The sequence below is a fragment of the Dictyobacter sp. Z7_2 genome (assembly GCF_057551105.1).
The window spans coordinates 1,978,605-1,999,743 of record NZ_BAAJPE010000001.1; the positions used below are offsets into that span (position 1 = coordinate 1,978,605).

General features: G+C 50.4%; 16 protein-coding genes. 5 read left to right on the forward strand and 11 right to left on the reverse strand.

Annotated elements, in window-relative coordinates:
• Positions 1-89: 89 nt before the first annotated feature.
• Complete coding sequence (locus AC27N8_RS07820; RefSeq protein WP_487065662.1) at positions 90-2,063, reverse strand: primary-amine oxidase; 1,974 nt, start codon at positions 2,061-2,063, stop codon at positions 90-92.
• Positions 2,064-2,311: 248 nt separating this feature from the next.
• Positions 2,312-3,202 (reverse strand): RDD family protein, encoded by an 891-nt coding sequence (locus AC27N8_RS07825; protein WP_487065664.1) that lies wholly within the window; start codon positions 3,200-3,202, stop codon positions 2,312-2,314.
• Between the two features lie 308 nt (positions 3,203-3,510).
• Here AC27N8_RS07825 and AC27N8_RS07830 point away from each other — a divergent pair, with 308 nt between their 5' ends.
• Both AC27N8_RS07830 and AC27N8_RS07835 read left to right on the forward strand, forming a co-directional pair.
• Positions 3,511-5,310 carry an ABC transporter ATP-binding protein gene (locus tag AC27N8_RS07830; protein ID WP_487065666.1) on the forward strand — a complete coding sequence of 600 codons (1,800 nt, stop codon included), beginning with the start codon at positions 3,511-3,513 and terminating at the stop codon, positions 5,308-5,310.
• Positions 5,311-5,327: 17 nt separating this feature from the next.
• The gene (locus tag AC27N8_RS07835) at positions 5,328-7,100 is read left to right on the forward strand and encodes an ABC transporter ATP-binding protein (protein ID WP_487065668.1); all 1,773 of its coding nucleotides are present in this window, start codon (positions 5,328-5,330) and stop codon (positions 7,098-7,100) included.
• Positions 7,101-7,408: 308 nt separating this feature from the next.
• On the opposite strand, the gene AC27N8_RS07840 is transcribed toward AC27N8_RS07835, so the two are convergent.
• Together AC27N8_RS07840 and AC27N8_RS07845 are read right to left on the reverse strand one after the other, a co-directional pair.
• Complete coding sequence (locus tag AC27N8_RS07840; RefSeq protein WP_487065670.1) at positions 7,409-8,164, reverse strand: response regulator transcription factor; 756 nt, start codon at positions 8,162-8,164, stop codon at positions 7,409-7,411.
• A 118-nt stretch (positions 8,165-8,282) separates the two neighbouring features.
• On the reverse strand, positions 8,283-9,710 hold the full coding sequence (locus tag AC27N8_RS07845; protein WP_487065672.1) for a sensor histidine kinase: 1,428 nt from the start codon (positions 9,708-9,710) through the stop codon (positions 8,283-8,285).
• Between the two features lie 314 nt (positions 9,711-10,024).
• Here AC27N8_RS07845 and AC27N8_RS07850 point away from each other — a divergent pair, with 314 nt between their 5' ends.
• Together AC27N8_RS07850 and AC27N8_RS07855 are read left to right on the forward strand one after the other, a co-directional pair.
• Positions 10,025-10,786, forward strand: coding sequence for a sensor domain-containing protein (locus AC27N8_RS07850; RefSeq protein WP_487065674.1), 762 nt, complete (start codon positions 10,025-10,027; stop codon positions 10,784-10,786).
• 235 nt (positions 10,787-11,021) lie between these two features.
• The gene (locus AC27N8_RS07855; RefSeq protein WP_487065676.1) at positions 11,022-11,558 is read left to right on the forward strand and encodes an HNH endonuclease; all 537 of its coding nucleotides are present in this window, start codon (positions 11,022-11,024) and stop codon (positions 11,556-11,558) included.
• A 42-nt stretch (positions 11,559-11,600) separates the two neighbouring features.
• Here the strand turns inward: AC27N8_RS07855 and AC27N8_RS07860 are convergent, their stop codons facing one another.
• Together AC27N8_RS07860 and AC27N8_RS07865 are read right to left on the reverse strand one after the other, a co-directional pair.
• Positions 11,601-12,407: a hypothetical protein gene (locus tag AC27N8_RS07860; protein ID WP_487065678.1), complete on the reverse strand. Its 807-nt coding sequence runs from the start codon at positions 12,405-12,407 to the stop codon at positions 11,601-11,603.
• A gap of 103 nt (positions 12,408-12,510) precedes the next feature.
• On the reverse strand, positions 12,511-13,131 hold the full coding sequence (locus AC27N8_RS07865; protein ID WP_487065680.1) for a TetR/AcrR family transcriptional regulator: 621 nt from the start codon (positions 13,129-13,131) through the stop codon (positions 12,511-12,513).
• 295 nt (positions 13,132-13,426) lie between these two features.
• Between AC27N8_RS07865 and AC27N8_RS07870 the strand changes: the two genes are divergently transcribed.
• Positions 13,427-14,323, forward strand: a complete 897-nt coding sequence (locus tag AC27N8_RS07870; RefSeq protein ID WP_487065682.1) for an MBL fold metallo-hydrolase — start codon at positions 13,427-13,429, stop codon at positions 14,321-14,323.
• 254 nt (positions 14,324-14,577) lie between these two features.
• On the opposite strand, the gene AC27N8_RS07875 is transcribed toward AC27N8_RS07870, so the two are convergent.
• The 5 genes from AC27N8_RS07875 to AC27N8_RS07895 all read right to left on the reverse strand — a co-directional run bounded on the left by AC27N8_RS07875 (position 14,578) and on the right by AC27N8_RS07895 (position 21,089).
• Complete coding sequence (locus AC27N8_RS07875; RefSeq protein ID WP_487065684.1) at positions 14,578-15,591, reverse strand: thaumatin family protein; 1,014 nt, start codon at positions 15,589-15,591, stop codon at positions 14,578-14,580.
• Between the two features lie 59 nt (positions 15,592-15,650).
• Positions 15,651-16,700, reverse strand: a complete 1,050-nt coding sequence (locus AC27N8_RS07880; protein ID WP_487065686.1) for a glycoside hydrolase family 16 protein — start codon at positions 16,698-16,700, stop codon at positions 15,651-15,653.
• A gap of 243 nt (positions 16,701-16,943) precedes the next feature.
• On the reverse strand, positions 16,944-17,435 hold the full coding sequence (locus AC27N8_RS07885) for a DUF3830 family protein (protein ID WP_487065688.1): 492 nt from the start codon (positions 17,433-17,435) through the stop codon (positions 16,944-16,946).
• A 46-nt stretch (positions 17,436-17,481) separates the two neighbouring features.
• Positions 17,482-19,683 (reverse strand): xanthine dehydrogenase family protein molybdopterin-binding subunit, encoded by a 2,202-nt coding sequence (locus AC27N8_RS07890; protein ID WP_487065690.1) that lies wholly within the window; start codon positions 19,681-19,683, stop codon positions 17,482-17,484.
• Complete coding sequence (locus AC27N8_RS07895; RefSeq protein WP_487065692.1) at positions 19,680-21,089, reverse strand: FAD binding domain-containing protein; 1,410 nt, start codon at positions 21,087-21,089, stop codon at positions 19,680-19,682. The genes AC27N8_RS07890 and AC27N8_RS07895 overlap by 4 nt, the downstream gene beginning before the upstream one ends.
• Positions 21,090-21,139 lie beyond the last annotated feature (50 nt).

The window sequence follows — 21,139 nt, forward strand, 5'->3', positions numbered from 1 at the left end:
CTTTTTTAGGCAAATTTTACAACCTTTTTTATCCCCTCAGGATAGAAATTTCGGCAAAGCCAACATCTCATGTAGCTTCATCGCTCCTGCTACTTACAATGACACGCGTCGCCACAGTCGCAGGCGTGATCATAATGCGACATGACCTCGGGGACGTCCAGGGCCGGATTGCGGTCAAAGAAGCCAGCAGGCTTGAGCATAAAACCAATGGCAGCCACCGGCATCACAGGCCAGTCTTCAAGGCGCGGGATGTGGTTGTGATTCATCGTGTACCAGACGACGATATCAGTGTTCTCGATGGAGCGATTAGCCCGCGTCCACCGTGGAAGTCCGTCACCGCCTGGATGCTGATTGGGATAATCGCCAGCGGGATAGCGCTCGTCTTGCTTGTACGGCGTCACCCAGAGGTGCTTCGTGGTAAAGCCTGAGCGCTGCATGATGCTCGATTCGGGATGGGCAAAAGGTAGCGCGTTTTCTCCTGGCATGAGCTTGTAGCTGACTGGCTCGCCCATAACATTGAGGCTGTTCGGATTGACGATCTTCCAGTAGCGACATGCCAGCGGATCAATGATCTGTTGCGCCTCGTACTCGGTCGAGAGCAGAGTCGAGCGAGCGAAAAATGCGTTGCCAAAAGGATTCTCTGGTCCCAGCGGCTCAGCTTCCGTATGCACCTCATAGACCGAATTGTCAGGCCCATCGACCATCATATCGAGGCGCACGTTGAAAATGTGCTGATGCACGGGAGCGCTCAACAACGGTGCCACCAGTTGACCATATTTGGATTTGACTCCCGGCGGTACCGCGCCCGTACTCATAATGCCGGTGAGTTTCGATTCAAACTGGATCGTTCCATCCTGGTAGAGATACCAGTAGAAGCCATATTCATAGTTGTCCACGGTCGCGATAAATGATACGACCAGACGCCTCGAACGACGTACCTCAGTACGATTGGTATGCCAATCATAATGCTTCCATAAAATCCCGTAGTCTTCTTCGTGCATACAGATAGCATTGGGCAACTCCAGCACCTCTCCATGGCTATCGGTCATCAAGGCATCAAAATAATGGATCGCCCCCAGACAATCACAACCGAGGCGCAAAGCGTTTGCCAGAGTTCCCAATCCATATTCGCCCACGTCAAACGCGTTTTTCCGATAGTGGTTGATATTTGGGTCCCCATATGGAACAACCATCTCGGCCAACGACGCCCGATATAAAATGGGACGCTCACGACCCTGATCTTCATAACTTAATGTGTTCAGAACCAGACCCTCACGCGTGTTAAAACCGATACGGAAGCGCCACTTCTGCCAGCTCACCTCATGGCCGTTGACGGTAAAGCTCGGACCCTCCGGTTGCGTGATCTCGATCGGCTTTAGATCGCTACGCATCGGGCCGACCGACTCGGGCGTATAGTTGCCCGAGGTCGGAGGGATAGGAGCCGTCCCAATATCATCGATGCGCAAGACCTCGTTGGTGAGCAGATCCGTCAGGACAACCAATCCATCAACAGGGCGCGCATAACCATTATCACTCGGCTCTGCACGCGCATAGACAATCGTGCGTGCCAGACGTCTCTTCTGAAATTCCGGGCTCTCATAATTACCAGCCGTCCAGGTATCAGTCATGACCAGATCCATATCGGTGATACCACGCTTGCGCAGCGCCTCAATGAAGGGGGGATGCAACTTTAAGAGGGCTTCTGTCGCCGCTAGCTCGTCTGGAAGAAAAGCGGGATGCAGGCCTTCCAATTGGTGCCAGGAAACCACTCGTCCAGAGGTAATTGAAACTACCACTTCGTAACCAAACCCGGTCGCGGAGTCCAGCAACACAATAAATGCTTCCCGCACAATCGGCTGGCCTGGTCGATAGCTCAGCACAACCTCTTTCGCTGGCTCATGCAGATTAACCGACACAAAACGAAGAGTTTCACTCAACTCCCTTTCCGCACGCAGAATCGTCACCGCTGCGGCGATCTCCTCTGCCGTCAGAGGCTCCAGAGGATGCAAGTTGAGTTGCGACACAGGTGCTGGATCGGTTTGATGTATTTCAATTTCAGACATAGAAGTTCCACTTTCTCTGCATCTAAAAACTCGCAGGAAGACACAAGGTGATATGGGAAGATCGAGCAAGATTGAAGGTGCATTGCCACATACCAAAGGACACATTCAACTCATGATCAAGTAAAATCCACCATTACTATGATAGTTGGATCATTTTCTCAATTGTAAATGGGAACAAACTTCAAGTCAATAGGCGCACGAGCAGAGAGCCTTCATGCTAAAAAAGACAGATCAAAGAGGCATTTCATTCAATTTTGAATCTGGACTTGCGACACGGACCAACCTCCATCAAAGAAGCCTCTCCATTGCAGCGTAATGGTGCCACTGCATGGAATCTCGTCTTTGTAGATGACTGGATATGTGACGAGACCGTTATGCCACTGTGCCGCTTTTACTTGCACAAATTGGATCTGCCTCTGGACGACATAATCTCCGGACAGGTTTTTGACCTGGCCGCAAGGTGGAAGTGAGGCGGGCGGGATGAATTCGTAGGCGTTGTTAATATTGATCCAGCTTTGTAAGACAAGCGGCGGACGCTCATAATAGACATAATGCAGGCAAAATCCCACAAAGATCATCACGCCTATACTTACGAATACATAGCGCTTCAATACTTGCGCATGAGAATAGGTTGCCGCTGGCAATGCTTTAATCGGTACCACAACCGTACGCGCCCAACGGTCACCGACACGCTGGAAGGTGGGGGAAAGTGAGCCGGAGACAACTCCAACAAGATAAAACAATGGCAGCATATCAATAAAGCGCAGGAGATTGCGTATAAGGGCAGCTAAAAATGTCAGGCGCTTACCGTTCGATCTGACAACGTGTAAACGGAACAGGAGTTTGCCGACGGTGGTACTGAAGAAGATTTCCTGTATGCTGAAGTAGAGGAAGGCAACAAGATATAACCACGCAGGATGAATGGTCGCATTGCTACCCACAAAAAGTGTCAGCCCATCTCCATCCAATAAATTATAGCTGCCCATGGGGTCCACCACGCCAAAGACACTACCAATCCAGACCTCCAGACTGGCAAGGATCGCCAGGTCGCTGAGACCTGCTCCGATACGCAAAAAGATCGTGCGCGTACGCGAGATATAAACCTCTGATGAGGATACAACGACACCGTTTGTAGACATGAGTACTCTCTTCTCTGAGAAGATTTTATTCAACAGCATCCGCGAGCAAATTAACTTTGTTCACCAATTATACTCAAGCAGGCAAGAGCCTGAAAAGCTGGAGCAAGCCCTGATTGGAGAAGAACTAGAGGACTATCCTGGTAAAACCACAAAACGCCATTGTCTACGGTTACATCATACCATAATTGTCAATATCTGCACATCGTCTCTTTGGACGATGTTTCTTTTGCCATCTTACAATAATATATCCTGACGCGTTGCCTACCGTAGCTACCGTTGTCGCATATCACCTTCATAAGGAGGAGTCGATGCACATCACGCTAAAGCGTTACCTATCTTTACTGACCACCTATTTACGCCCACAATGGCCCGGCATCGTATTGCTGGCATGCACCCTATCCACCAGTATTGCCCTACAACTGCTTAATCCACAAATATTGCGTTCTTTCATCGACATAGCTACTACCAGTGGCACGACGAGCAGCCTGGTACGAGAAGGCTTCATCTTCATAGGCGTTGCCCTGACGCAACAAGTCGTCTCGATTACCAGCATCTATCTCACCACCAGAGTGGCATGGACGGCCACCAATCAATTGCGCAGCGATCTTGTCGCTCATTGCCTCTCACTAGATCTGAGTTATCACAAAATGCGCTCGCCCGGCGAGATGATTGAGCGGATCGATGGAGATGTCAATGCGCTGACAAATTTTTTCTCACAATTCATCATCAACTTATGTACCAGTCTGATCCTGCTCATCGCCATCCTGCTACTACTCTTCTTGATCGATTGGCGTATTGGAGCGACAATGACAGCTTTCTCAATCAGCGCCCTGCTCATATTAATGTACCTGCGTAAGCGTGCCATACCGCTCTCCGGCACCATGCGCCAGACCACCACAACCTTCTACGGCTTCTTGAGTGAGCGATTGATTAGCACTGAAGATATCCGCGCCAATGGCGCCAACGCGTATGTGCTCCAACGCTTCTACCTGCTCACCAGAGAATGGGCTCGGAGCTATCGAGCAGCACGTATGGCGAGTTCCACGATGTCTATTATTAGCCTGCTGCTTTTTGTGATTGGTACAGCCCTCGCGCTTTTCATCGGCAGCTACGTCTGGATGCAAGGCAGCATCTCAATCGGGGTCGTCTATCTGATCTACGCCTATACAGACCAGTTGTCACAGCCGATCCAGCAGATCCAACAGCAACTGCAAGATCTGCAATTAGCCGAGGCCTGTATCCAACGGATCGAAGAGCTACGCGAGACACGATCGGCCCTACACGACGGCACACACACGCTCCAGAACAGAGGAGCATTCTCACTTGCCTTCAACAACGTCACATTTGGCTATCTAGCCGGTAAACCGATCTTGCATCAGATCCAATTCAAGCTTGAAGCAGGCAGGGTATTAGGTATCCTGGGACGTACAGGGAGCGGAAAAACCACAGTAGCACGTCTCCTCTTTCGTCTCTACGATCCGCAGGCTGGCAGTATAGAGCTGAATGGTTTTCCTCTGCCGACACTGCAACTCCAATCATTGAGGCAAAGCATCGGCATGGTCACGCAAGATATACAGCTCTTTCATGCTACGGTGCGCGATAACTTGACCCTCTTTAACAAAGCTATCTCTCCCACGCAGATTTATCAGGCCCTTGACGATGTCGGACTTCACTACTGGTATCAAAGATTGCCTGACGGTCTGGAGACTCTTCTGGGATCAGATCGCGAGGGAGTTTCAGCAGGTGAAGCACAACTGCTGGCCTTTGCACGTGTCTTTCTGACACATCCAGGACTCGTTATCCTGGACGAAGCCTCCTCAAGACTTGATCCCGCCACCGAGCGCAACATCGAGCAAGCCATCAATAAGCTTTTTGCGCAGAGGACCGCTATCGTAATTGCTCATCGCCTGAGCACGATTCAGCGCGTCGACGATATTTTGATCCTCGAAGAGGGACGCATACAAGAATACGGGGCCAGGATACTCCTGCAAAACGATCCCACGTCACGCTTTTCACAACTGCTACACACGAGTCTGGAAACGGTCGACGCAAGATCAGCACAAAGCGATAGTGCGCATGGCTTCTCCAACCATAACGATAGCCTCTAAGAGAAAGGATCACACGAATGAAAACCTATCAATTTATATGGCGTCTGATACGTTATCGTTCCTGGAACTTTCTCATATCCATGACAGGGGCGATCGGTTTTTTCGTCATCGGGCGACTCATGTTTGGATTAATATTTCAGGCATTCTTTAATTCCCTGACCATCCTCACACACAGCTCTCTACGCATCAGCATACTGCCCTGGCTGATACTGGGAGGATTAGTCCTGACGGCATTGCTAAGAGCGTTGATCCAATTCGGCTCCTTGCCAGCCACTTACACAAGTATCATCGCCACCAAAGCATTGCTGCAACGCAATCTCTTACGCCACATCTTACAGAGACCGGGGGCCAGATCTATCCCAGGTTCGGCAGGTGAGGCCATTAACTACTTTCGAGACGATGTCGATGTCATCGATCTACTTTTTGCGTATCTATTCGACATGGTTGGGCTCTCGCTCTTCATCATCCCGGCAGCAATCATCCTGCTACGCATCGATCGTCTCATCACGCTGCTCGTCTTCGTCCCCTTACTCTGCGTCGTCATCATCGCACAAGCCATGCGACAACGACAGACACAATTCCGGGAGGCCAGCCGAGAAGCAACCGGAATACTCACCGGAGCCATTGGAGAAATCTTTGGAGCGGTACAAGCCATCCAGATCGCGGGAGCCGAGACCTACGCAGTAGAGCACTTCCGCCAGCTCAGCCAGGTTCGGCAGAGGCAGATCCTGCGCGACACCGTCTTCATCGGAGCACTACAATCTATCTTTGGCAACATCGTGGGAGTCGGGACAGGTATGATCCTCGTACTGGCCGCTCTCTATAGGCATCTCAACACAGGAGATATCGCCATCTTCATCTACTATCTGGGAACCATCACCAACTTCATCACAGGCTGTGCATCGCTCATCGCACAATATACCCAGGCCAAAGTATCACATCAGCGACTCGTCGACCTCCTCCAGGGAGCACCCGAGCAAACGCTCCTCAACAATGATCCACTCTACCTGAAGGAACCTATCCCTGAGCTTATACAGCCGATCAAAACGCAGCAAGACGAATTGGAAATCCTCGCTATCCACGACCTGACCTATCGTTATCCAGAAACAGGACGCGGCATCGCAGGCATCAATTGCCAGCTACGACGTGGAACGCTGACGGTGATTACGGGCAGAGTTGCTGCTGGCAAAACGACCTTGTTGCAAGCTATCCTGGGATTACTGCCCAGGGATGCAGGCAGGATCACCTGGAATGGACACGAGATTACTGATCCAGCCAGCTTCTTTGTACCGCCGCATAGCGCCTATACGCCGCAAGTGCCACATCTCTTCAGCACATCGCTAGAGGAAAACATCCTGCTCGGACGCCAGGCAGAGCCCGCAGAAATACAGCAAACGATCCAGATGGCGGTCCTGGAGCCCGATATAGCTCGTCTGGAAAACGGACTACAGACAATCGTTGGCACACGCGGCGTGAAGCTCTCCGGAGGACAAATTCAGCGCACGGCCACTGCTCGTATGCTCATACGCGACTCCGAGCTCCTCGTCTTCGACGACATATCCAGCGCTCTCGACGTCGAAACCGAGCACAAACTCTGGGAGCAACTGCTACGAGAACAATTGCATACATGCCTGGTGGTCTCACATCGTAAAGCAGTTCTGCAACGCGCCGATCAGATTATCGTCCTGAGAGATGGCTGCATCGAAGCGACAGGTACACTGGCTGAACTGCTGGTGAGTAGCACCGAAATGCAACATCTCTGGCATGGTGCTGAGCAGGCAAGCGCTTAAAGACCAGCGATATATATAGGTAGTTCTTCTGGCTTTTCCACATCTTCGTTCTGTAAAATACCAATGCTCTTTAAAGAGCATTGGTATTTTACAGAACAAATCAACAAGAATAATCAATAACCTTTTAGGTCACTTTCTCAGGGCTGTGAGCAGATGTTTTCTGGCTTCGTCTTCAGATTGTGCCAGAAACAATTCGAGCAGGAGTGGCTGTAACACTTCCAGCGATGTGATGACATGTTTGCATGCTTCGGCTAATGGCTTCAAAAATAGTGGATCAAGAAAGTAATCAAGCTCCTCTATTGTGTTGCTTACACAATAAAGCGGTAGCCGATTCCCCAGACGGTCTCGATCTTCTCGCCGATAGGACTCAGCTTTTTACGCAGGCGCGTAATATGATTATCGATGGTGCGATCAAAGCCCTCATAGCTATCACCCCAGACCTGTTGGAGCAGGACCTCACGCTTGAAGACCCAACCAGGATGCGATGTGAGAAGCACCAGTAGATCATATTCTTTCGGCGTAAGATCAATTTCCCGCCCATCTAGTTTGACAATATGCTCGGTCAAAAAAATATGTAAAGGGCCGCGTATGAGAGGAGCAGCGGGCGTAAGGAGAGGGGGAGCAGATCTGTTTTCGTGCGTTGATGTCTGTACTGTCTGTACTGTCTGTACTGTCTGTGTTGTCTGAAAGCGCTGGCTCTCTAAATGGACGCGCCGCAGGATAGCTCTCACACGTGCCAACACCTGACGAATACTGAATGGCTTGCTGATATAATCATCGGCTCCGACCTCCAGGCCTAGAAGCTGATCAATCTCTTCATCGCGGGCGGTGAGCATAATAATGGGAGTGAGATACTGCTGACGAACACTACGGCAGACGGCTAACCCATCCATACCGGGGAGCATCCAATCCAAAAGAATCAATTGAGGCTGATGCCGTTCAACCGCAAGCAGAGCAGATGGACCATCAAAGGATTGAAATACTGTCTGCCCATCGGCTTCAAGATGTGTACGGAGTAAATCATTAAGCGCACGATCATCTTCGACTACAAGAATAGTCGCCATTCAGTCATGCTCCTTTGTAAATATAAAATCATGAGTCAGTTCAAATCAAACTACACCTCTGCCATTCTAACATATTTTATGCCTGTTTCAAGATACCGAAACCAAAAAAGCGACAAGTTTAAGCGAGTCGAAGCAGGATGGAAAAGCTGGTCCCCTGGCCAACGACGCTTTCGACGGTAATGGTTCCACCCATGGCTGTGACAAGATCATGGACAATAGCCAGACCCAGTCCAAAGCCGCCGCTATCGCGTGAGCGAGCCGCATCAGCGCGATAGAAACGATCAAAGATGTGCGCACATTCTTCCGCTGGAATACCAATGCCGTTATCAGCCACAATCAGAGCCTGATGCTGCTCATCTACAGCTTCTAACGTCATCGACACGATGCCGCCAGCCGGCGTCGAGGTGATGGCGTTACGCACGAGGTTCAGGAGAATCTGGATCAAGCGCTGGCGATCCACCCTCACAGGCGGCAGATGAGCAGATCCACGCACCAACGTCACCTGCTTCTGACGCTGTGCCAGCGGCATCAAAGTCTGATAGACCTCTTCAATAGCGTCCGAAGCCAGCACCGCTTGCATATCCAGTTCGAACTCGCTCGACTCCATCCGAGCCAGCGCCAGGAGATCATCAACCAGAGAACCCAGACGTAACGCTTCACGATGAGCAACCATAAGATAGTCATGTAGCGTCTCCACTGGCGGACCATCAGCATGATCATCGGCCAGGATCAGCAGCGATTCGAGATGTCCCGCGATATTGGCCACAGGCGTACGTAGCTCATGCGAAACGTTCACAACCAACTGACGCCTCCTCTGTTCCGCTTGATCGGCTCTCGCTCGCTCCAGAGCAGCCAGAGCCTCCGCCTCTTCCAGTTGCCGCTCCGCAATGCTTGTACTCAGCATCACACGTGCAAACCGTCCCATCATCAACGCTAAACCATTCAGAATCGTCAGAGTCAAGCTATTCAGGCCAAAACCACCCAGCGAAAGCCAGAGATAGCGCCACAGACGCGATCCACTTCCCGAAGGGCGTGAAAAGCAGAGTATCAAGAAATAAAAGGGTCCCGTCAGCAAACCAACAATCAGCCCGACAATTCCAATCACGAGACTTAGTACAGGCAAAATCAGCGCGATCAGGAACACAAACAGGCCCAGGGGAAATTTCACGAGCAGGAAAGCCAAAATCTTCCAGGTCACAGGATTACTCATCTGTGCAATCAGCTGTTTCCAGAGGGATGTCTGCTGCCTGGTCGAAGAGATAAGCGGAGGAAGCGAGATATCTAGACAGCGCACAGCCAGATATCTTTCAAAGGTTGCCAATCCCCAACAGGAACGAATTAACAGTATAAAGAGGAATACGCCAATCCAGGCCAAACAGACCATTAAGGTCATACCGGTGACAATGCAAGGAACAAGCAATACGAAGTAGATCAGGCCCAGAGGGAATGAAAGGAAAAGATAGAGGATATTTTGAAAGGATTGACGCATCCCGATAGTCTGAAGTTGCAATCTATTCTCCTGCTGGGCAGAGTAGGAACCAATCATTATGTGTATTCTCCTGACAAGGTGTAATAATTCTTAGTGCTATACAATCTTGATGCAACACTCCAATCACAATCTTTGTGGTCAAAGCTATCTCCGAACGCAAAACATCTGTCCCAGATAAGAGTATGACAGATATGCATGTCAATCATAAAGCCAAATTGTCACGAAATTGTCTCCACGATATGATCAAACGCGACAATTTGGAGACATATTCAAACTACTTTCGCCATATCTGACATGCATACTGTGACTATCACAACAGCGTCGTCAATCTTACGAGCTTGTAAATAATCTAAAGTAGGAGAGAACATATCATGGAGAGACAATTTTACGCTCCCTTGAACAATACGGCAGAACAATCATTTTATACGCAACGCAAACATACAAGTATGGATGCAATCATCTTCTTTATGCTGGCATTGCCTTTGAGCATCTTGTATTTTACCCTCATAGCAGTTGGACTGTCCTTAGGAGTAGGCACGTTGATCATCTGGATCGGCTTGCCAATCACATTTATCACACTGTGGCTCACACAAAAAATGGCAAGCGTCGAGCGTCATATGATCAGGAGTTTACTGCACATGCCGTTGCCAGAACCAACACCGAGATATCAGGAGTACACATCAACGTGGAAATTGATGCGGCATTTCGGAGAGCTGCTACGTGATCCACTCACCTGGACCAGCATGCTCTATATGATCTTAAAACTCCCTCTGAGCATTATCGCCTTTACGATAGCCGTCACCTTATCGGCCATATCCGTGGCTCTGACCCTGATGCCACTGGCCTATTTGATCACAGTCTTTGTGACTGCGACCTTAGTACAGCACGGCGTACCAGTATCAGAGGATATCCATCTACAAGTCGACATGCTGGGATACGTATTCATCTATACGCACAACTACTTCGAACCAATCATGCTCTTACATAGTTTTATCGTGGTGCCCGTGGGGCTACTGATGGGACTAATCACACGCATATCTCTGACAAAGATGGCTGAGGCATCGGCAGCTCTGGCTCGCGCCTTACTCTGTTTCGACAACCATGCCACAACGCACAGCTATCCTAAAGAATAACGCACAAGATCAAAAAACGCGCACACGTCAGCTTCCTCAGATAAGGACAAGAGGCACTGACAGGTGCGCGTTTTTTTGCCAGCAAAAGTTTGAACAAAAGCTATCGCAATAAATAGCACGCTTGCATTTTCTTCTGCAATTGGATATGATTTCATACAAATTCACCAATAGTAGAGCTCCGAAAAATCATATCTGCGCATGGGAGCATGGTCGCTTCACACAAGAAGGAAAATAAATGGATATTTTGTTACACACTATTTCAATGATTATGGCATTACCCCTTCCTGTCCTGATAGTAATCGCGATACTTATTTTATGGGCAATTCTCTTCATCCTCACGCGCACACGCCGCAGACGTCATAGCACTACAAGGCATCATAAGGCCAGGAGGCTCTTCAGAAGCAAAAAGCATGAAAGGCACGTTGCTAAACTTCACGGGCACGATCGCAGTCCACTGTGGCCCAGCGTAGCAAAAGCACATAAACTCATCGAGCCAGCATGTGTCGTCTGTGGTTACAAAGGAAGAAGCGTCCAGGTTCATCATATCAAGCCCTTCCATCTACATCCAACGTTGGAGCTTGATCCGCATAACCTGATCACGCTCTGCGAGGCGAGGGGCCGAGAACATCACCTGCTGCTAGGGCATCTTGATAATTGGTCGTCATACAATGAACACATTCGCGAGGACGCCAAACGTTTTCATCGCAAAACAGAGAAGCAGATCCGCGCAGACCTGCACTGGCAAAAGAGAATACTACAGCGTCCACAATAACGGTGCAATCAAAGGCTCCTTGCCCTGCTTATGCAGCCGGTGCTATGCAAGCCGAATGGGACGCAAGCGCACGGGGCGTGTCGCCAGCCAGACAGAGACGCCTAACCACGCCAACGTGAGAAAAAGGGCCACTGCGGTGAGATTGCCCAGATAAGCAGGGATGGCGGCAACAAATTGACATAAGACGTTTAATAAGGCGAAGATGATCAGCAGCAGTGCGGGAATGGGAGAGGTATATTTACGCGGTAAAGCCAATCCCAAGACCAGACAGCCAAGCGCAAGTGGACCTCCAGAGAGACTAAAGTGTCCCCACCATGTAAGTCGATCAATGGTGGGGAAGTGCAATTGAACCAGCGCCTTATTAACCAGATCGATACCGTTCGCCAGGGGAATATGGGCCGCTGGAATACGGGGAGTGGCCCCTGGAAAAAGTTTTTGGAGAAACGATCCCCCCAGACCATTAATAGTTGAAATCACTTTGTTGAGAGCATTCTGCGTGCTGGTCGCAGGACCATTAATCGTTGCCGCAAGAATATTCGCCAGATTGATCAAAAATGGTAAGATAATCCAATCCAGCGCCACCGTTCCGATGATGACAAGTAGGCCACCAAGTACCAGGAGATTACAGCCAACAAAGCCGTATTCACCGATCAGGGCCTCCATCGTCGCAAACGGGGAGAGCCCAAGCAACAGGATAAAAGTCCCAACCACGATCAAGCCAAGCGAGAAACGCCAGGAAGGGCTCAACACATCCATATTTGACGCATTCACAACCTCACCCGCCGCAGCAAGTAAGCATCCAAGGACTATCAAGACTGCCACAAAGCGGGATTTTCGCGGGTAATACATGGATAAGATCCTCCTCCCATTTAAGCTTTTGCTATTATAACGGAATCGAGGAACAACTCGATGCAAGCACCACAAGAGTGGGTTTTCCTTTCTCAAGTTCCACTCAATCGAGTCGGAAAGCAGGCAGTGCTTGTGCTAAGCCACCGATCAGGATACCTGTCACTTGATTAGCCAACTCCTCTGGTGGCACGACGACCACTGGCTCATCCCATGGATGAAAGCATTGGAAGCCGGTCCCAAAAATCGCCCAGCTCATAACCATGGCAATAGTTTCCAGCGCAACCGGCTGATCCATTTTAGAGGCAACAACTAATTTCAACTCTTGCAGGAGCAACTCGAAGAGCGCCTCTTGCAGGGTTATCACCACCAGAGGGATAAGTGACCGATCGGCGGAACTGGTCAACTCGTGTAACTGCGTGAACCACTCGGCGGCGGTCTGAATAAGCAAACGAAAGGAGCTCAGGTTCCATGGACCTGAGCTACGGACGGTATTCGCCACACGCTCCTGAAATTGTTCACGCAACCAGTATTCCAGGGCCGCAGACTTGTCTTCAAAGTGGGTATAAAATGTACCTCGATTGACGTTCGCTCGTTCAGTAATATCCTGCACCGTCATCGCATAAAAGCCCTTTTCTGAGAAAAGGTCAGAAAAGGCATGCAACAAGAGTTGCCGCGTACGTAGCACGCGTGGGTCTTCTCTTTCGTTATTCTTCCTCTGTACCATATGCTTCTTTCACCACTCAATATATTTTCAACAGTTTGCTTTATGTGTGATCTAACCAACAGAAACGTATCTTTGTCCAATACTTAGATGGGATCATCCAGTAGCATTGTATCCAACAGAGATTTGTACAACAACTATTCCCAACTCTCTGTGTTGTTGACAAAAAGCGAAGCGTGATGCTGCGTCGAAGAGAAGATTAAATGAACAGACACTTTCAGGACGAACTCGATAGACAAAAGCGCTTTCGCCTCATTGAGGGGTGTCTTCACCCAAAGTTGAGATCGGAGAAGAAGTAATGCCTCAAATTAACCAGGTTCCTCTGGTTCAACCCGCATTAGCCAGGGAAATTGCCCCTGGAATCATCGTACTTCCAGATCAGTATGCTGATCTGGTACCCAATATCGGGATCGTGATTGGCGCAGACGCCGTGCTCGTTATCGATTGCGGCATAGGGAGAGCAAATGGAGAGCGTGTGCTCCGCAAAGCGATGGAGGTAGCTGAAGGAAAGCCACTATTGCTTACCACGACCCACTTTCATCCAGAACATGCCTTCGGTGCTCAAGTCTTCAAGGGCCACGCCACCATCATAACCAATACCTCCCAGGCAGAAGAGTTGCAAGAGAAAGGGGCCTTCTACCTGAATATCTTTCGGGGTCTGGGTCCCGGGGTCAGCGAGGCACTCGAAGAGGTAGAGTTGGTGACACCTGATGAAACTTATCAAGGTGAAAAAACCATTGATCTCGGCGGCAAACGTGTGGTGCTACGCGAACAGCCGGGCCATACCCGTGGCGACCAGATCATCTACCTACCGGACGAAAAGATCCTCTTCACGGGCGACCTCGTGGAGAATCGCTTGCTCCCCATTTTCTTTGATCAGGATGCAAGTTCCAGACGCTGGACCGAAGTCCTGACACACATGATCAATCTTGCTCCAACCACCGTGGTCCCAGGACATGGAGAGATAGGAGCAGTCGCATTGCTGCAGGAGTTTCAGGAACACTTGATCTTTGTGCATGAGGAGGTAAACTGGCGTGTCAAGCAGGGACAGGAACTTGAACTCATTGATCAGGAAGCAATCCAGATCGTTAAGGAACGCTATCAGGGGTGGAAGAACGACATGTGGATCCCTTTTGAAATCCACAGCTTGTACGCAGAAATAACAGGAACACCTCTGGTCTTGCCGTCTCTTTAAAAGAAAAGAGTGATGGGCTCTTCTCTTTTAAAGAGCAGAAACCTCTCCTTCTCTGAAATGTATTGCCCCAGGGAGGCGATATCACGTTATCGTCTCCCTGGGTAAACATTATCTTTCCGCTACGATGCGCCCAACAGAGCCGATACAAGATCACATAGAATATCACCCCACTCAAGCAGCTTATCTAGCGATAAAAAGTGTTGCTTGAACGAGGTGATGTGGATAAAAATAAGAGATTTATAAGCTCTAACGTTTCAACTGACACCAAAGGTAATGCGATAATTACATTCAGGCTTACACGTCAGCGTGCTGGTAGCATCGTCAGAGGAGTAAGAATAAGCGAACGGTTCGGCCGTTTTGAAAATCCTGGCGTAGTTCACAGGCCAGGTTGTCGGATCGCATGCCTGAGGACCTCGACAACAATATTGATCGCCACCAATTGCATTGCAAGCGCTTGTACAGGCAATCAGCTTACCACTGGCGTTCTTAATCTGTAGTACGGCTGGACAAGTCGCATTGACATCATGAGTACAGCCGGCAGCAGAGCAGCCATCGGCGTTGATAACGTCCGTCTTGTCGCCACCATAACTATTAATCCACATAGGAAGATTAGAGCCATCAACCAGGCTCACATCATAGAAATCCAGGCCAGCGTAGGAATTAAAATTAAACTCGGCCAGCGTAGAAGGAAGAGCGCCCCAATTCAAGCCGCATTGAAAATGTCCTCCACAATCACCGGTCTCGCAATGTCCGTTGCCAGCGCTATCGAAGGTACAGCCAGTACGTCCCCAGATGCGTCCATTCCAGGCATCAGGTATCATAGTGCTGGCGCTGGCACCGGCGGGCAGCAGCCAGCCGGTGGTGGCCAGAGTATGTCCCGGATTGCTCGACGCAGCCACCCAGATCATCTGCTGCGTCTTGTTCACAAAGGTCACTAACCGCTGCCCCTGAGCCGGTGTGGCTGGATTTGATTGGGCACTGGCAACCGTTGGAGTCGGAGGAATAGGCGTTGGTGGCACCGGCGTTGGAGTCGGCACTGCCGCTGTACGCGTTGGTTGCGGTTTGATAATGACGATAGAAGCTTTGGACGTTGGGGTTGATACCAGGGTCGACTCTGGAGTCGCTGACGCAGCGCTATGAGCAGCGGAGGGCTTCTGAGTATGAAAAGAATTGGCACTAATCGTTGGCACGACAAAAATAAGCACAAGCGTGATCAAGACGGCACAGATACTACAGGCCAGGATTAAATATTTTGACTTACGTTTCATGGAAAATTTCTCCACTTAATGATCAATGTTATTTCTGGCAAGCATTATGCTCAGGCTACTCAGGCATAGACACGGACGTAATCGACAAACATTTTCTGTGGAAAAACGGTACTGGCATCAGGATTGCCTGGCCAATTGCCTCCCACCGCAACATTCAGGATAATGAAAAAAGGTCCATCGAAGACCCATTGAGAGGCGCTCACGCTGCTGCGATACAGCGTTTTGTAAACGTAGTTGTCTACGGAGTAGCTCACTTTGTCGTGATCCCAATCGACCGCAAACAGATGATAATCATCGGTATAACGCGCACCGTTTGGCAACGTATAGGTACCACCACCGTTGAGGTTGGGGCCATGATATGATCCGTAGTTGATGGTGGGGCTTTTCCCCTGACTCTCCATAATATCAATCTCGCCATTGTTTGGCCAGACCAGACCATTCGTTCCCAACATCCAGAACGCCGGCCAGATACCCTGTCCGATAGGAAATTTGAGCCGCGCTTCTACCCGTCCATGGGTCTGCGTCGAAAACTTTCCCGAAGTTGTAATACGCGTGGAGGTATAGAGACAAGGGCCATTCCAGCACATGTAGTTGGCAGGATTCTCTTTTCTGGCCTCAATTACCAGATTCCCCTGTCCATCTTGATAGGTATTCTGATTATCGGTATCATAATCCAGTTGCAAATTCCCCCAGCCCGCATTACTTCCACCATTGCCTATTTCAGCCATCCACTTCGACGCGTCCGGCGGCGTACCCGCTGCTCCCTGAAACTCATCAGACCAGATCAGCGTTTGACCAGGAGCTGGATTTGTCGTTGTGCTGACAGGCTCCGTAGGCAGAGCAGTGGCGATCGGGGTTGGTGTCGCCACAGGGACAGACGTTGGAGTGGGCCGAGGCGTCGGCGTCGGTTGCGCACGGATACTAAGCACGGGACTGGTAGGCATCGTGGTCGCAGTAGACCGAACAGGCGTAGTTTTCGTTGCATCGGCAGGTGTTGAAGAGGGTAATATTCGCCGCGCTAACGCAAACGATGAAATAGAGACACTTATGACAATCAGGCAAACAAGCCCGATCAGCAACGTTCTTCGTTTAAAACGAAATCCTTGCATAGACATCCTCAAATATAAAATAAAACTTCCTTGCCACCACCTCTTCAAAAAGCAAATAGGCAAGCCGGCAAAAAGTCAGAAGAGTCTTTCAAGTATTAATTTAAGAGATACTTTAACTCTTTTGCGACATGCATGTTTTTACTATAATTTTTTTTAGATCAAGATGACAACTCTTTAGCCATAAAGTAGCGTCGTACTCAACTGTACGACGCTTGTATCCTTTGTATGTCAGAGTTTAACTCTCTACTTAATCAATTCGAAAAGGATATCCTGAGCCCCTTCCCACAATACTTTACGGCCAAACGTGCGAAATTGTTCAGCACCCTCGATAATAGTTAAGAAATGATTGCCGGCTAGTCCTCCCATTTTGCTCGCGAAGCTGGCGCTACCGTAAGGAAAGAGGATCTCAGGGACGCTATACCCACCAGGATAGAACAGGATCTGCCCCGGGCCTGGATGACTGGTATGATTCTCAAAGGCCAAAGAAGTATCGAAGGTGCCTGGAATAATCCATTTGGCGTTCTCATCATGAAGCTGGTCAGATACACCTGAAGCGGCTCCAGTTTGAGGATTATCCAGTGGTATCCAGCAGGCTTCGCCGCTCCAGCGTGCATGGATAATTTTTGTGCGAAATGGCAGGATCGAGCGAAAAGCGGCACAGGTAGCGGGCGCAAACTCATCTTCCATCTGCGCTTTAAAGGTAAATGGGCCAGCAATGATACGTAATATGTGCATAAAAATTCCTATCCTAATGACAATTCATATTCTTTTTGTGTTACGATCAGTATAACGTGACAGCATCGCCTGTATCTATAGTATCCGATAAATTTTTTAATTCGTTCAGGACGCGTTCAGGCGTCATGGGAAGCTGCGAGAGCCAGACTCCTGTGGCAGCATGGATGGCGGTAGCAACCGCTGGAGCAAAGGGAACCAGCGGCATCTCAGCCATACCGCGTGCCCCAAAGGGGCCGTGGGGATCGGCTAATTCAAGTATGACAGGTATGATCTCGGTTGGCATATCGAGTGTTGTGGGCAGTAAATAGGTGCTAAAATATGGAGTCAGAACATGTCCCTGCTGCATTTGAAAATTCTCGATCAGCGTATAGCCCAACGCCTGCGCCAGACAGCCTTCTATCTGGCCGCTGACCTGCTGCATATTGATAGCTTTCCCAACGTCATGCACGCTGATAATTCCTAGCACACGTACCTGTCCGGTGAGAATATTTACCTCAACGTCTACCGCCTGAGCAGCATAGCCATAACAGTAATTCGGGACGCTGCTGTACGTTTCTGGATCAACGGCCGTCGTATGCGGTGCACGATATTGAATGGTCGCTTGCGCTTGATAATCGTCGGTATAGCTCCATTGCTTGCGAGCCGCCTGAGCAGCATCGTGGACGGCACGTCCGCCCATAAAAGTCATGCGCGAAGCGGAGGCACTACCTGCATTGGGAGATTCGCTGCTATCGGTACAGATCATGGTCACATGCTCGATAGGTAAGCCAAGCGCCTCCGCTGCGATCTGTCGCAGGACAAGATGTGATCCCTGTCCCACGTCGGCAGCCCCCACACGCACCACTGCTCGCTCCAACTCGGCTTGTCCATAGACCTCGACGGTAGCCGTTGCCTGCTCAGGAAAGCCAAAGGAGTAGCCGACATTTTTGATGCCACAGGCAATACCAATCCCGCGCTTCACATGAGGAGCGCTCTCTGGACGCGCTTCTCCGTATTGCCAACGCGTACGAGCCTCCTCTACACAGCGCTCAAAAACTGGCAAGGCACTGACACCAGCAGGTAAGGGCTGTTTTGTCGGCTCCAGACTGCCTTCGCGGTAGATATTTTTACGCCGCACTTCATCTGGATCAAGCTGGAGTGCCTGCGCCAGGCGCGTCACCATAACCTCGCACGCAAATTGCGCCTGAGGAGCTCCAAAGCCACGAAAAGCTCCGCTGGGAATATTATTTGTGTAGACTCCATAGGCATCAACAGATATGTGCTCAATTTCGTAGCAGCCGCTGACGAAGAGAGCAATGTCTTTCACGACTTCGATCGTGGTTGAAGCGTATGCGCCCCCATCGGCCACAATCTTCGCATCCATTGCGGTAATAGTACCATCGACCTTGCCGCCCCAGCGACACTCGATAGTGACTGGATGCCGCTTATGATGTCCAATCATCGATTCTTCGCGACTCCAGACCATGGCAACTGGTCGCCGTAGCTTCCAGGCCGCCAGAGCCAGTACATGCTGGATCGATAGATCTTCACGACCACCAAACGCTCCTCCAATCGCCGCATAGCGTACCACCACCTGCTCCTCAGGCAGTTGCAGCATTGCAGCGATCTGTCGCCGATCTTCATGCATCCATTGACCAGCCGTCTCAAGGATCACGCGTCCCTGCTCATCGATATACGCAATGCCAGCCTCGGGCTGAAGAAACGCATGCTCCTGCCAGGTAGTCGTAAAAGTATGCTCGATAACCAGATCAGCCTCCGCCAGTCCCTGCGCGGCATCGCCTTTGCGCAGCGGGAAATAGCCCAGCAGATTGGTTCCGAGCGCTTCATGGACGAGTGGAGAGTCGGCTGCAAGAGCGGCCTGCGGATCACTGACGATAGGAAGATCTTCATACTCGACCGAGACCAATTTTGCTCCGGCCTGCGCCGCCAACTTTGATTCAGCCACAACTAAGGCAACTTTATCACCTTCAAAGCGCACCACATCAGCACACAGCACCGATTGATCTGGATCAATCAGTCCAAAGGCATTGTAGGGAACATCTTGCGCGGTCAGAACGGCTACCACGCCGGGATGCTGTAAGGCCGGAGCGGTATCGATAGAGAGAATTCGTGCATGTGGACGATGCGCAAACACAACTTGAAGTTGCAGCATGCCTGCCTGTATCAGATCGGCAGGATAGCGTGTGGCTCCTGTTACTTTGCCCAAAGCGTCTGGACGCGGCAAAGAAGCGCCTATTCCCTCAGTCATGACTGTTCCCCTTTACGCTCTCCGACGCTTGCGACAGCATTGAGAATTTTCCTATATCCAGTACAGCGGCAAATATTACCACCGAGCGCGATCTGGATCTGCTCGGTTGAGGGCTGAGGATGCTCATCCAATAACTTTGCGCCTGCCATCAGCATGCCGGGGATACAAAAGCCGCACTGGACCGCCGCTTGATCAATAAAAGCTTGCTGCAATGGATGGAGTTGCTCACCATCAGCCAGACCTTCAATCGTCGTAACGCGCGCTCCATGCGCCTGAGCCGCCGGCACCAAACAGGACATCACCGCCTTACCATCCAGCCAGACCGTGCACGCGCCGCATTCGCCTTCGGCACATCCCTCCTTGGTACCGATCAAGCCAGCGTCTTCCCGCAAAGCATTCAATAACGTCTTCTGCTGAGCACCAACAAGCTCGTAAGTTTGACCATTAATAGTGGTAGCAATAACGTCATGCCATTCCAGCGGTGGCCCGAGTTGATTGCGTTCGGTTTCTAAGGAGACGGGATGCTGCATCCACGCAGCATGGAGATCATCAGCCGCGATACGCTGCAAAGCCTGAGTCAGTAACGACGATAAAGTATCCAGGCGATAGGTGGCAGAGGCACGTACATCGCCAATTGGTCGCACATCCTGCAACGCCAGCCGGCCCGCCTCCAGGCAAACGTCGGTGTCCAGTGGCTTGCCACGCAGATAGGTCTCTACTGTATCAGCATGGATGATCAATGGAGCCAGGCAGCCTAAGGTAATCTGAGCCTCGCGCACAATCAGAGGATCATCCGCAGCGAAGGTCAGAACCAGAGCCATGTTGATGACCGAGATGGCCTGAGATCTGCGCAGGCCGAGTTTGATAAACAGTCCACGCTGTTGGGCAGATAACTTCGGGAAGCGAATCTCATGAAGTAGTTCGTCTGGTTGGAGAACGGTTCGACGCATCCCCGTATAGAATTCGCTCAAGGGAACACTACGCTCACCGGTCGGACTCAGCAAGAGAACTTGCGCTCCCAGTGCCAGCAGAGGAGCAATGGTATCGTTGGCGGGCGATCCGGTGATGATGTTTCCCGCAATAGTTGCTCGCGTCCGAATGGGAGGAGCCCCTACTTCGCCACAGGCCTGCACCAGTGGCAGAGCATACTGATGGCATGCTTCAGACAAAATCACATCATTATGCGTCGCCAAAGCCCCAAGAGCGATCCATTCATCGTCGGCTCGTACGTATTTCAATTCGCGCAGTTTACTTATGTCGATCAACATAGTAGTGGGTTTCACCCCACGTTGCAGTTCAACCAGCAGATCAGTTGCTCCCGCCACGATACGCGCACGCGTCCCATATTCCTGCAACACATCCAACGCTTCAGACAAGCTCGTTGGTTGTACGTAAGTCTGCCACATAGGCAATCGCTTTCTACTCCATGACACACATCAGGTTCAAACGATGGCTT